Consider the following 12,996-nt stretch of genomic DNA (forward strand, 5'->3'; position numbering starts at 1 on the left):
GCAAATCAGCCGCCGAGCTGACCCTTGGTGGATGGCACTTCACCGCCATTGCGCGGATCGATCGCAACCGCCGTGCGCAGCGCCCGCGCCAGACCCTTGAAGCAGGATTCGGCGATATGATGGCTGTTCTCGCCATATAGGGTCTCGACATGCAAAGTCACGCCCGCATTGCCGGCAAAGGCGTTGAACCACTCGCGCACCAGCTCGGTGTCGAATTCGCCGATTTTGTGGGTCGGGAAGGCCGCCTTGAACACCAGCACCGGACGACCGGAGATGTCGATCACCACCCGGGTCAACGTCTCGTCCATGGGCATGTGGATCGAGGCATAGCGGGTGATCCCGGCCATGTCGCCGAGCGCCTGCTTGACGGCCTGGCCGAGCGCGATGCCGACATCCTCCGTGGTGTGGTGGAAGTCGACATGGAGGTCGCCGACCGCCTTCACGGCGATGTCGATGCGGGAATGGCGGGCGAGCAGGTCCAGCATATGATCGAAAAAGCCGATGTCCGTGGCAACCTGGGACACACCGGTGCCATCGAGGTTCACGGAGACCTCGATGTCGGTTTCCTTGGTTTTGCGCTTGATCGTCGCCTGACGCATGAAAATGGCTTTCCGGGTGCTGAAAACGCGCCCTTTTAACAGGGTCATGACAGCTTCGCTACCGCGGCAGGACGGTTTCGGCCCGATCTTGCGCCTATGGTGACCGGAATCCGGCGCTTTCGCCGCATTTGCAACGTGAGAGGCCAGTGCCTAGATCAGAGGCCCCACGAGGAATTCCATGAGCGCATCATATTCGGCCAGCGAGGGTTCGCCCCAGGTCTGGCACGGCACCACCATCCTGACCGTCCGCAAGGACGGCAAGGTCGTCATCGGCGGCGACGGCCAGGTTTCGATCGGCCAGACCGTCATCAAATCCAACGCCAAAAAGGTCCGCAAGCTGGGCAAGGGCGACGTGATCGGCGGCTTTGCCGGCGCCACCGCGGACGCCTTCACCCTGTTCGAGCGGCTGGAGGCCAAGCTGGAGCAGTATCCGGGCCAATTGACCCGCGCGGCCGTCGAACTGGCCAAGGACTGGCGCACCGACCGCTATTTGCGCCGGCTCGAGGCCATGATGATCGTCGCCGACAAGGATGTCTCGCTGGTGCTGACCGGCACCGGCGACGTGCTGGAGCCGGAAGCCGGCGTCATGGCCATCGGATCCGGCGGCAATTACGCGCTGGCCGCGGCGCGCGCGCTGGTGGATTCCGACAAGGACGCCGAGACCATCGTGCGCCGCGCGCTGGATATCGCCGCGGACATCTGCGTCTACACCAACCGCAACGTGACGCTGGAGACGCTGTCCGCATGACCGCGGAGGTCCGGCCGGCGAGCTTGCCCACGTTGCCGCGCCCGACTCTGGCGCAAGGCATGGCGATGGCTGCCGGCCTGCTGGTGCTGCAGGCGGTCATTCTCTACGCCATGGGCCGGCTGCCGATCTGCGCCTGCGGCTACGTCAAGCTGTGGCATGGCGTGGTGATGAGTTCGGAAAATTCCCAGCACCTCACCGACTGGTACACGTTCTCGCACATCATCCACGGCTTCCTGTTCTATGCCGCCACCTGGCTGGTGCTGCGGCGGATGCCGTGGATCTGCCGGCTGCTGGTGGCGATGCTGATCGAGGGCGGCTGGGAGTTGCTGGAGAATTCCAGCTTCATCATCGACCGCTACCGCACCGCCACCATGTCGCTCGACTACTACGGCGACAGCATCGTCAATTCGCTGGCCGATACATTGGCCATGGTCGGCGGCTTCCTGCTGGCGCGCAGACTGCCGGTGGCGGCGACCGTCGCCATCGCACTGGTGTTCGAAGTCGCGGTCGGCCTGCATATCCGCGACAACCTGACCCTCAACATCATCATGCTGATCCATCCCACCGACGCCATCCGTCAATGGCAGGCCGGGCCGCCCATCATCTGACCGGCTTGTGCCGGCGACAAACCTGTAGTGTTGAACAGCCATGACCGACTTTTCTCCCCGTGAAATCGTCAGCGAACTCGACCGCTATATCGTCGGCCAGCACGACGCCAAGCGCGCCGTCTCCATCGCCCTGCGCAACCGCTGGCGGCGGCTGCAGCTCACCGGCCACCTGCGCGACGAGGTGCTGCCGAAGAACATTTTGATGATCGGACCTACGGGAGTCGGCAAGACCGAGATCGCGCGGCGGCTGGCAAAACTCGCCGGCGCGCCGTTCATCAAGGTCGAGGCCACCAAGTTCACCGAGGTCGGCTATGTCGGCCGCGACGTCGAGCAGATCATCCGTGACCTCCTCGAGGTCGGCATTGCCCAGGTTCGCGAACGCAAGCGCAAGGACGTGCAGGCGCGCGCCCAACAGGCCGCAGAAGAACGTGTGCTCGACGCGCTGGTCGGGCCGGGCTCGGGTCCGAGCACGCGCGAATCGTTTCGCAAGAAGCTGCGCGCCGGCGAGATGAACGACAAGGAGATCGAGATCGAGACCTAGGCCTCCGGCGGCCCGTCGATGTTCGAAATCCCGGGCATGCCCGGCGCGCAGATGAGCGCCATCAATATCGGCGACATCTTCGGCAAGATGGGACAGCGCACCAAGACGCGGCGTCTGACGGTCGAGGCGTCGCATGAACTACTGGTCAACGAGGAATCCGACAAGCTACTGGATTCCGATCAGCTGACGCAGGAAGCGATCTCCGTGGTGGAGAACTCAGGCATCGTGTTTCTCGATGAGATCGACAAGATCTGCGTGCGCGACGGCCGCAGCGGCGGCGACGTGTCGCGCGAGGGCGTGCAGCGCGATCTGCTGCCGCTGATCGAAGGCACCACCGTCTCCACCAAGCACGGCGCGGTGAAGACCGACCACATCCTGTTCATCGCCTCGGGCGCGTTCCACATCGCCAAGCCTTCGGACCTGCTACCGGAGCTGCAAGGCCGCCTGCCGATTCGCGTCGAACTCAACGCCCTGACCCGCGACGACATGCGTCGCATCCTCACCGAGCCGGAAGCGTCGCTGATCAAGCAGTATGTGGCGCTGTTGGCGACCGAGGGCGTGACGCTGGAATTCGGCGATGACGCCATCGACGCGCTGGCCGATGTCGCGGTGGCCGTGAATTCCAGCGTGGAGAACATCGGCGCACGACGGTTGCAGACGGTGATGGAGCGGGTGCTCGACGATATCTCCTTCGCCGCCCCGGACCGCAACGGCGAGACCATTCATGTCGACGCCGCCTACGTGCAGAAGTATGTCGGCGACCTCGCCAAGAATGCGGATCTGAGCCGGTTTATTCTGTAGGCTGCGACACACTCACCTGTCATCGTCCGGTCCCGGCGCGCAACTGCGCGCCGGGACCGGACGACCCAGTAAACTCAGACGTCGGTGATGGAGCCGGAACGCTGCCGCTTACTGGATCGCCCGCCTTCGCGGGCGATGACAACGGAGTGTCTGTTGGCGGCGGCGAACTACCTCGCCCGTCTCACCCGCACATACAGCGCGCCTTCGCCGCCGTGGCCGATATGGGCTTCCTCGAAGCCGACGACGAGCGTGCGGAATTCCGGCAGGCCGAGCCATTCCGGCACTTGTCGGCGCAGCACGCCGCGCTCGGACTCCGGCCCGACGGTGCGACCCTTGCCGGTGATGACCAGTACGAAGGTATGGCCCTCATAGTTGGCGCGCTGCAGGAACGACAGCAGCGCACGATGGGCGCGGATCTGGGTCATGCCGTGCAGGTCGAGACGGGCGTCGATATCCTTGCGGCCGCGCGACAGTTGCGAGCGCTCGCGGCGACCAAGCGGCGCCAGAGGCGGCGGTGACGGGCGCACGTCCGGCCGCACGATCTTGACCAGATGCGCCGGATGCGCGGGATGTTCCGGCTTCGCCGAGGTCGCCGCTTTCTTCGCAACCGGTTCAGGCTCGGCCGCGTGTGGCTTTGCCACGCGAACTTTCTTGCGCAGCGGGCGCGTCTGTTTGGCGATGCTGTGCCACAGCTCGAGCTCTTCCTCGTTCAGCACGCGCTTGCGGCGCGACACGGGGGCATCGAGGATCTGCGGCGGACGCTGACGCTTCTTCATTGCCAGAAGAAGCGATGGCGGTGATGGGAATGGCCGCGGCGATGAACGCGGCGTTTCGGCTTCGGCTGCTCACGCGCGATCTGCGGCCGCGCCTCGGGCAGCGGCACCGCCGTTGCCGCGGGTTGCGGCGTCGCCTGTGCCAGCGGCGACGGCACCGGCAATGGCACAGCCGTCTTGGCGGCATCGGCCGGCACAGACGCGTCCTTCACGACAGGCGCGGCCGGCGCATCCGCTGCTTTCTCAATCGGCTTTTCGGCCGGCTTGGTATCGGCAATCTTGCCGTCGGGCGCCTTTGCGTCCGCCGGCTTTACGTCGGCAGGCTTTGTCATATCGACGGGTTTGGCATCGACAGGTTTGGCGGGCTCCTTCGGCGGCTCGACCTTGGGCTCGACCTGCGGAAACAACTTTGCAATTTTCGCCGACGGACGGTCCTCGGGCAGCGGCATGGTCCTGCCGCGCGCGACGGGATCGATGCTCTTCGGCACCAGCATGACAAAACGCGCCGGATGCCGCATGCGACCGGCGACGCGGCCGGCCTCGACGCCGGCGCCGAAATACAGATCGGCACGGGCAGGGCCGACGATGGCCGAGCCGGTGTCCTGCGCCACCATCAGCCGACGGAACGGGGTCTTCGACTGTTCGGAGTCGATCGGCAGGTCGCCCTCGATGAAGAACGGCGTGCCGTAGACGTGCAGCGACTTGTCGACGGCGATCGAGCGGCCGGGGGTCAGCGGCACGCCCTGCGCACCTACCGCCTCGTCCTTGTCGGACAACTGCACCTCGCGGAAGAAAACGTAGGAGCGGTTCTGCCGGCGCAGCTCGTTGGCGGCGTCGGGATTCTCCTCCATGTATTGTCGGATACGTTGCATCGACATCTGCTCTTTCGGCACGATGCCGCGGTCGATCAGTACGCGGCCCACCGGCGTATAGGGAAAGCCATTATGCGCCTCGTAGTTGATGCGCACAGTGCCGCCGTCCTCCAGCTTGACCCGGGCGGAGCCCTGGATCTGGGTAAACAGCAGATCGGTCTGGCTTTTCAGCCAGCAGATTTCGAGGCCGCGGCCGGCGATCTTGCCGTCCTCGATCTGGGCGCGATCGTAATAGGGAACCAGCTTGCGGCGGCCGATCTTGCGGAACACCTCACCCTTGTTGGGCATGCTGGTGGCGCTCTGCGGAACGCCGCGCACGAACAGGTTGGACGGCTTGCGATAGACCGGCACGTTGTAGACGCCGGTCCGGGTGCGCGAGCCTTCGATCACCGGCTCGTAATAGCCGGTGACGAACCCGTCGGCCTCGCCGAGCCGCGAGATGCGCAGCGGCAGGAAGTTGTTTTCGAAGAAGGCCTTCGCCTTGGCGGTGTCGGAGATGTCGGCGGCTTTCGCCACATGGCAGGGATCGCGCAGCGAGCCGCCCAGCGCCTTGGAGTCCACCGGCGGGATGCGCTGCGCCGAAATCGGCTTGCAGCTGGTGCGGAAGGCCTGGAAGGCCTGCAGATGGTCATCGTCGGCCCAGCCGTCGATGTCGGCCCAGGCCACCGGCGCGTACTGGCTGCCCATGATCTCGAACGGCCATTGCGTGTGCAGGTGGAGCCGCGACGCGACAGCGGGGACCGGCTGCACAAGCGACACCACGGCGGCGATCGCCGCACAAACCGCGACGGACGCCGTAGTGCGGCGCGCCCTAGTTGACGCTGCCGGTGCCAACCAGCTTCCAGTTCGGATCGCGCGAGGCGATGTCGCGGGCGAATGTCCAGACATCGGTGATATCGCTGACCTTTTCGGCATTTCCATCGACGATCGCGCCGGATTTGTCGCGGGTGACCGAAATCATCTGCGAGACAAAGCGCACCGTCAGCTGGGCGTTGCGGTCGCGCACCTCGGCATTGACCAGCTCGGCCTTGTCGATCGAGACGAAGCGGGTCTCGGTCTTCTGCTCGTTCTTCTCGCGGTCCTTGATGACGGCGTCGAAGCTTTCGAACACTTCGGACGACAGCAGGTCCTTGAGCGCGCGGCGGTCGCCATTGGCGAAGGCCAGCACGATCATCTCATAGGCGCCCTTGGCCCCCGAGATGAAATGGCGCGGATCGAAGGAGGCGTCCTTGGCGAGGATCGAATCAAGCCCGGCGGCCAGCGGCGTGCCCGGTTCGGCAACGCCCTTCCAGCGATCGGCGGTCGGGGTCACGTCGGCGGTCGGCGCCGCGGACGGCTGGTCCACGATGGCGCCGGGCATGGGCACCACATTGCTATCCGGCGCGCCCTGCACCACGTCGCGGGCCGCGCGGTCGAACGGCGGCCGTTCGGTGCCGGTGCGCTGGCCGAGGACATTGCGCAGCCGCAGAAAAATGAAGACGGCCAGCGCCAGGAAGATGATGGTGTAAATATCCACGTCGCATTGCTTTCTGATCGGCGCCGGGCCGGGCCCGGCGGGGAAATGTCCTGCCGGATACGGTCCGGGAAACGGCAGCAGTCACATCAAGGGTGGACCCGCTTCATGTAGGCACGAAATTGAGCCCAGCCAATGGCGCGGTTTGACTCAGTCTGCGGCATAGCAGCCGGATAGCGACCTCTTCGGGCCTTGGTCTTGATCGATTCTAGCGCGTTTCGGCCTGCAGTGGAAACCGGATTGCGACCGGAACGCCCGCGCCCTCAGCCGTTTAGGCGATTTTGGCCGCAAAAGCGGCGGTCTTTGGCTCCTCCGGGCCGGCGGCAGCGATTCGGCGGCTCCCGCGAATGGCGCGACCGGGGCGTGCCGTCCTTGTCCAGCACGGCGGGGCTATGATAGCCACTCGCCCGACATCGCTTTCCGAGATCCGGCGACATCCGACGCCGCTCCACTTCCGAAACGCTTCAGGAGAACTCCATGACCAACGGCAACGGCACCCTCCCGAGGCGGGTCTTCCCCCCAGCTCAACGTGCTGGCGCAATACACCAAGGACCTGTCGTTCGAGAACCCGAACGCCCCGGCCTCGCTGGCGCCGCAGCCCCAGCAGCCCAACATCAACATCCAGATCAATGTCGGCGCCAACAACCTGTCCGAGAACGAATTCGAGGTGACGCTGTCGGTCGAGGGCAAGGCCGAGAACGCCGGTACCGTGATGTTCAGCTTCGAGCTGGCCTATGCCGGCGTGTTCCGCATCCTCAACGTCCCGCAGGAAAACCTGCATCCGCTGGTGATGATCGAATGCCCGCGGCTGCTGTTCCCGTTCGCCCGCGAGATCATCGCCACCGCGGTGCGCGACGGCGGCTTCCCGCCGCTGATGCTCGACCCCGTCGATTTCGTCGGCCTGTACCGCCAGAACATGGAACGCCAGGCCCAGCAGCCGATGCAGAGCTGACACGTTCGTGTCATCCCGGGATGCAGCAGGCGGCGAAGCCGGCTGATGCAGGCCTGGGATCTCCAGATGCTCATCGCATCGCAGTTCGGGATTCCGGGTTCGCGTGCGGCTAGCGCCGCCCGCGCCCCGGAACGACCAATCAGCCCAGAAATTCGTTCCAGATCGCCTTGTCGCCCATTGTCGCCACGAAGGCGCGGTGTGCGGCGACATCGTCCTCGGTGAGCCGGGGGCGAGCGGTGCCGGGCGCTGACGGCGCGGCGCGTCATTGATACCGCCGGTGCGCTGCATCGGCACGTCGTCGGCCAGAATCAGGCTCGACTGCCGGGCGCCGATCAGGTCGATATAGACTTCCGCCAGCAGTTCGGAATCCAGCAGCGCGCCATGCTTGGTACGGCGTGAATTGTCGATGGCGTAGCGCGAGCAGAGATCGTCGAGCCGGTTCGACACGCCGGGATGCTTGCGCCGCGCCAGCATCAGCGTGTCGACCAGGCGATCGCGGGCGATCGCCGGCCGCTTGATGCGGTCGAGCTCGGCATTGATGAAGCCGATGTCGAACGAGGCGTTGTGGATCACCAGCGGCGCGTCGCCGATGAATTCCAGAAAGTCGTCCACCACCTCATGAAACAGCGGCTTGTCGGCGAGGAACTCGGCCGACAGGCCGTGAACGTTGAAGGCTTCCAGCGGCATGTCGCGCTGCGGATTGATGTGCCGGTGAAAGGTCTGGCCGGTGGGCATGCGGTTGAAGATCTCGACACAGCCGATCTCGACCAGCCGGTCGCCGCGCAGCGGATCGAGGCCGGTGGTTTCGGTATCGAGAACGATTTCACGCATGCTTCTGGCCGGTTATCGAATCAGGGTCGCCGTCGCGGCATCCTAGCAGCCTGATCGAGAATTTCACGGATCCGCAGCCGCACCGGCTCCAGCCCATGCGAGGTATCCACCACGAAATCGGCACGCTTGCGCTTTTCAACGTCGGGAAGTTGCCGAGCCAGGATGGCATCTAGCGCCTGCTCCGACATGGTGCCGCGCGCAAGAATGCGGTGGCGCTGCTGTTCGGCGTCGGTAGTCACCACCACGACGGCGTCGACGCGCTTCTCGCCGCCGGTCTCGAACAGCAAGGGCACATCGACCACGGCCACCGGCGCACCGCCGCGCTCGGCATCGTCGAGAAACTTCTTGTGGTAGGCGCCGAGCATGGGATGCACGAGCTGCTCCAGCCGCTTCATCGCCGCCTCATTGCCGACCACCTGCGCGGACAGTTTCGCGCGATCGACCTTGCCGTCCACCGTGGTGCCGGGAAACGCCGCCTCGACGGCCGGGGCGGCTTCGCCTTCGTAGATCCGATGAACCGTGGCGTCCGCGTCGTAGACCGGCACGCCGGCTTCGGCGAACAGTTTTGCGGTGGTCGATTTACCCATCCCGATGGAACCGGTGAGTCCAAGAACAATCATCTCGTTACATCCATCAATTCCGTCTGGGATGGCTCAAGTCAGTCCAGTCTGGTTCCCCGGACGCGATGCGATACCAGGCGATGCTATTGCATCGCCGCCAGTATCACTTCGCAGATCCGGGGTCCCGATTGTTGGTAAGAAATCGGGATTCCGGTTCTGCGCAACGGCATAAGGATGCCGCAGCGCGCCCGGGAAACGAAGGTGCCGACTAGATCGCAATCATCTTCTCGCCGCGCAGAAATTTCAGCAGCGGCAGCAGCGGCAGACCGAGGATGGTGAAGTGATCGCCTTCGATCAGTTCGAACAGGTGCACGCCAAGGCCTTCGACCTGGTAGGCGCCGACGCTGGTGGTGACGGCATCGCCGGCCGCGTCGAGATAGGCATCGATGGCGGCATCGTCCAGCTTGCGCATGGTCATGTGTGCCACCGAGACGCTGCTGAACAATGTCGCGCCGTCGCACGCCACCGCGATGGCCGAATGCAGCTCGTGGGTCTTGCCGGCCAGCGCCGCCAGCTGCGCGGCGGCGGCGGAGCGGCCGGCCGGCTTGCTGAACAATTCGCTGCCCAGCGCCAGGGTCTGGTCGGCACCGACCACGTAGCGACCGGGATGACGGAGGGAGACGAAGGCGGCCTTGCGTTCGGCGAGCATCGCGGCGATCTCGCCGGGCGATGTCAGTCCGGAGTCGCGCTGGATGCTGCGCTCGTCGATATCCGCGGGGATGGCCTCGAAGGCAATGCCAGCATTGCGCAGCAGCGTTTTTCGCGCGCTGCTCTGCGACGCCAGGATCAGCGGATGTTCGCCTTGCCAGATGCTCATTCGGGAAACCGCTGTCGCTGCCGGTCGGCCAGCAGCTTCATGATCGCCGCGGCGGTTTCCTCGATGGAGCGACGCGTCACCTCGAGCAGTGGCCAGCCATATTTGGCGCTGAGCCGGCGCGCGAAGGTGACTTCCTCAGTGACCGACTGGCGGTCGATATAGTCTTCATTGCCGGAATCGGCGCCGAGACTGAGCAAGCGGTTTTGCCGGATCTGGATCAGCCGCTCGGGCGTCGCATGCAGCGAGACGACCAGCGGCTTCTTCAGCACTTCCAGCTGCGGTGGAATGGGAATGCCGGGCACCAGCGGCACATTGGCGGTGCGCACGCCGCGATTGGCAAGATAGATAGATGTCGGCGTCTTCGACGTGCGCGACACGCCGACCAGAACCACGTCGGCTTCCTCGAGCCCTTCGACGTGCTGGCCGTCGTCGTGCATCATCGAATAGTTCAGCGCATCGATGCGCTTGAAATATTCCGCGTTGAGCGTGTGCTGCGCGCCGACGCGGCCGGTTGTGGATGCACCAAGATAGGCCTGGAACAGTTGCATCACCGGGCCGATGATCGACAGGCTCGGGCTGTTGATCTCCTGGCATTTCGCTTCGAGGCGGCCGACCAGATCCTTTTCCAGCAGGGTGAACAACACGATGCCGGGCGCTTCCTCGATCTCGGTCAACACCCGGTCGAGCTGCTTCTGGCTGCGCACCAGCGGATAGACGTGTTCCACCGGCGTGACGTTGGCATATTGCGCGGCAACGGCGCGCGCCACCGTGATCAGGGTCTCGCCGGTCGAATCGGAAACGAGGTGCAGATGAAAATAGCTGCCGGAGGTGGGCACCATGGAGCCTGTGTATCCTGTGAATCCCTGTGGAGCTTTTCCCGGTTTCCCGCCGGGGCGGCGAGGGATCCGGGATAACTGCCGTTTTTCTTCACAGGCCTCGTGAATGGAAAAGTCGAACGCGCTTTTCGACAATAATGGGGTTATCCGGTTTTGTCTCTGGATAAAGCCGGGATGGCGCTCGCCAAGTCCTTGAACCTCGTCATGTTATTTTGATCGAGGCGGAATCCGGCGACGGCACTGGAGATGTGCATAAGGCCGGGACAAAACGGGATGGCGTTGCGCGGGCCTAATCCACTGCTACTCAGACTCAAACCTAAGAATCTATAAGTATTGTTTTAGAAAAGGTTCGCTTGCGGATATCCCGCCGATCGGGTCTTTATCCGTCACCGCTGCAACGCTGAAATCTCGCCGAATGTTCCAGCTGCATTGATGCCATCGCAACCGTTACCGAACGATTAAGAGTTTCCTAAAAATGTACGAATGGGCCAAGGCGCTGCATGTGATCGCTGTCATCTCGTGGATGGCCGGCATGCTGTATCTGCCTAGGCTGTTCGTCTACCACTGCGAGGCAGCGGTCGGATCGCAGCAATCCGAAACCTTCAAGGTGATGGAACGCCGGCTGCTCAAGGCGATCATCAATCCGGCCATGGTCGTGACCTGGATTGTCGGGATCTACCTCGCCTGGGCCGGCCACTGGTACACCGCCGGCTGGTTCCACGGTAAACTGCTGCTGGTGCTCGCGATGTCCGGCGTGCATGGCTTTTTCACCTCGCGGGTGCGCGATTTCGCTCTCGACCGCAACACGCGAAGCCAGAAATTCTATCGGATTATCAATGAGGTACCGACGGTCCTCATGATTCTGATCGTCGTGCTGGTGATCGTCAAACCGTTTTAGCCGGGGCTGATGGCGAGGGGATCGCGAACGGCTTGCGCGACGCACGGTGATTTTATATATTGTGGGCATCCCACCCCCACGCAGGCGGATGTGATTGCGTTCCGGTTTGTTGTTGAACCGGTCGCCGCATCAGGGTTGAAGCCTCTTCGGCACCTTCCTTGCTCAAGACCTCATCTCTGAAGACCTGCGGACTTTCCTGATCTTTTCCAGCGTCCGCATTTCTTCCGGCCACCTCGCATCCCACTCCCCCGATCTTCCACAGGACCACCCCCATGCGGGAAATGAAACTCCAAGACCTCAAGGCCAAGACGCCAGCCGAGCTTGTCTCGTTTGCGGAAGAGCTTGGGGTCGAGAATGCCAGCACCATGCGCAAGCAGGAGCTGATGTTCGCCAGCCTCAAGCAGCTGGCGATCAAGGAAACCGACATCATCGGTGAAGGCGTCGTCGAGGTTCTCTCCGACGGCTTCGGATTCCTGCGCTCACCCGATGCCAATTACCTGCCGGGACCGGACGACATCTACGTCTCGCCGTCGCAGATACGCCGCTTCGGTCTGCGCACCGGCGACACCATCGAAGGCCATATCCGCAGCCCGAAGGAAGGCGAACGCTATTTCGCGCTGCTGAAGGTCAACACGCTGAACTTCGAGGACCCCGAGAAGTCCAAGCACAAGGTCAACTTCGATAACCTGACGCCGCTGTTCCCCGATCAGCGCTTCCGTCTTGAATTGGAAGATTCCACCCGCCGAGATCTGTCTGCCCGTGTCATCGATATCGTGGCCCCGATCGGCAAGGGCCAGCGCGCACTGATCGTCGCGCCGCCGCGCACCGGCAAGACCGTGCTGATGCAGAACATCGCGCACTCCATCACGGCCAATCACCCGGAATGCTACCTCATCGTTCTTCTGATCGATGAAAGGCCCGAGGAAGTCACCGACATGCAGCGTTCGGTGAAGGGCGAAGTCGTCTCTTCGACCTTCGACGAACCCGCGGTGCGTCACGTCCAGGTCGCCGAGATGGTGATCGAGAAGGCCAAGCGTCTGGTCGAGCATGGCCGCGACGTGGTCATCCTGCTGGATTCGATCACTCGCCTCGGCCGCGCCTACAACACCGTGGTGCCGTCGTCCGGCAAGGTGCTGACCGGCGGCGTCGACGCCAACGCGCTGCAGCGTCCGAAGCGTTTCTTCGGTGCCGCGCGAAACATCGAAGAGGGCGGCTCGCTCACCATCATCGCCACCGCGCTGGTCGATACCGGCTCGCGCATGGACGAAGTGATCTTCGAAGAGTTCAAGGGCACCGGCAACTCGGAGCTGATCCTCGACCGCAAGGTGTCCGACAAGCGCACCTTCCCGGCCATTGACATCTCGCGCTCCGGCACCCGCAAGGAAGAGCTCATCACCGATCCGCAGCTGCTCAAGAAGATGTACGTGCTGCGCCGCATCCTCAATCCGATGGGCACCATGGACGCCATCGACTTCCTGCTCGACAAGCTCCGTAACACCAAGAACAACGCGGAATTCTTCGAGTCGATGAACACCTGAGTTTTCAGGTTTGGAATTGCGAAAGGCGTCGCTGTGAACCAGCGGCGCC

General features: G+C 63.7%; 11 protein-coding genes and 3 pseudogenes. 6 read left to right on the forward strand and 8 right to left on the reverse strand.

Annotated elements, in window-relative coordinates; translation table 11 throughout:
* Window positions 1-5: 5 nt before the first annotated feature.
* Complete coding sequence (gene hisB, locus ONR75_RS01345; protein WP_265081056.1) at window positions 6-599, reverse strand: imidazoleglycerol-phosphate dehydratase HisB; 594 nt, start codon at window positions 597-599, stop codon at window positions 6-8.
* Window positions 600-777: 178 nt separating this feature from the next.
* On the opposite strand from hisB, the gene hslV reads away from it, so the two are divergent.
* The 3 genes and pseudogenes from hslV (at window position 778) to hslU (ending at window position 3,297) form a co-directional block, all read left to right on the forward strand.
* The gene (gene hslV / locus ONR75_RS01350) at window positions 778-1,347 is read left to right on the forward strand and encodes an ATP-dependent protease subunit HslV (RefSeq protein WP_265081057.1); all 570 of its coding nucleotides are present in this window, start codon (window positions 778-780) and stop codon (window positions 1,345-1,347) included.
* Between the two features lie 59 nt (window positions 1,348-1,406).
* A complete protein-coding gene (locus tag ONR75_RS01355) occupies window positions 1,407-1,955 on the forward strand; it encodes a DUF2585 domain-containing protein (protein WP_265083907.1) in 549 nt (182 codons plus the stop codon).
* Between the two features lie 40 nt (window positions 1,956-1,995).
* Window positions 1,996-3,297 (forward strand): annotated as a pseudogene (gene hslU / locus ONR75_RS01360) (ATP-dependent protease ATPase subunit HslU).
* Window positions 3,298-3,464: 167 nt separating this feature from the next.
* Here hslU and ONR75_RS01365 read toward each other — a convergent pair.
* The 3 genes from ONR75_RS01365 to ONR75_RS01375 all read right to left on the reverse strand — a co-directional run bounded on the left by ONR75_RS01365 (window position 3,465) and on the right by ONR75_RS01375 (window position 6,458).
* Window positions 3,465-4,073, reverse strand: a complete 609-nt coding sequence (locus ONR75_RS01365) for a Smr/MutS family protein (protein ID WP_265081058.1) — start codon at window positions 4,071-4,073, stop codon at window positions 3,465-3,467.
* A complete protein-coding gene (locus ONR75_RS01370; RefSeq protein ID WP_265083908.1) occupies window positions 4,070-5,629 on the reverse strand; it encodes an MltA domain-containing protein in 1,560 nt (519 codons plus the stop codon). Before ONR75_RS01370 ends, ONR75_RS01365 begins: the two co-directional genes overlap by 4 nt.
* 124 nt (window positions 5,630-5,753) lie before the next feature.
* Window positions 5,754-6,458 carry a Tim44/TimA family putative adaptor protein gene (locus ONR75_RS01375; RefSeq protein ID WP_265081059.1) on the reverse strand — a complete coding sequence of 235 codons (705 nt, stop codon included), beginning with the start codon at window positions 6,456-6,458 and terminating at the stop codon, window positions 5,754-5,756.
* Between the two features lie 474 nt (window positions 6,459-6,932).
* Between ONR75_RS01375 and secB the strand changes: the two are divergent.
* A pseudogene (gene secB / locus ONR75_RS01380) lies at window positions 6,933-7,407 on the forward strand (protein-export chaperone SecB).
* A gap of 139 nt (window positions 7,408-7,546) precedes the next feature.
* Here secB and dnaQ read toward each other — a convergent pair.
* From dnaQ to ONR75_RS01400, 4 genes and pseudogenes are all read right to left on the reverse strand, one after another.
* Window positions 7,547-8,238: pseudogene (gene dnaQ, locus ONR75_RS01385) on the reverse strand (DNA polymerase III subunit epsilon).
* Window positions 8,239-8,258: 20 nt separating this feature from the next.
* Window positions 8,259-8,858 (reverse strand): dephospho-CoA kinase, encoded by a 600-nt coding sequence (coaE, locus tag ONR75_RS01390; RefSeq protein WP_265081060.1) that lies wholly within the window; start codon window positions 8,856-8,858, stop codon window positions 8,259-8,261.
* A 208-nt stretch (window positions 8,859-9,066) separates the two neighbouring features.
* Window positions 9,067-9,675 (reverse strand): Maf family protein, encoded by a 609-nt coding sequence (locus ONR75_RS01395; protein ID WP_265081061.1) that lies wholly within the window; start codon window positions 9,673-9,675, stop codon window positions 9,067-9,069.
* Entirely contained in the window at window positions 9,672-10,511 is an 840-nt protein-coding gene (locus tag ONR75_RS01400) for a pyruvate, water dikinase regulatory protein (protein ID WP_265083909.1), read from the reverse strand. Before ONR75_RS01400 ends, ONR75_RS01395 begins: the two co-directional genes overlap by 4 nt.
* A gap of 475 nt (window positions 10,512-10,986) precedes the next feature.
* On the opposite strand from ONR75_RS01400, the gene hemJ reads away from it, so the two are divergent.
* Window positions 10,987-11,409 carry a protoporphyrinogen oxidase HemJ gene (gene hemJ, locus ONR75_RS01405; RefSeq protein ID WP_265081062.1) on the forward strand — a complete coding sequence of 141 codons (423 nt, stop codon included), beginning with the start codon at window positions 10,987-10,989 and terminating at the stop codon, window positions 11,407-11,409.
* Window positions 11,410-11,681: 272 nt separating this feature from the next.
* A complete protein-coding gene (gene rho, locus ONR75_RS01410) occupies window positions 11,682-12,947 on the forward strand; it encodes a transcription termination factor Rho (RefSeq protein ID WP_265081063.1) in 1,266 nt (421 codons plus the stop codon).
* Window positions 12,948-12,996 lie beyond the last annotated feature (49 nt).

The sequence above is a fragment of the Rhodopseudomonas sp. P2A-2r genome (genome assembly GCF_026015985.1).
In the GTDB taxonomy this organism is placed as follows: Bacteria; Pseudomonadota; Alphaproteobacteria; order Rhizobiales; family Xanthobacteraceae; genus Tardiphaga.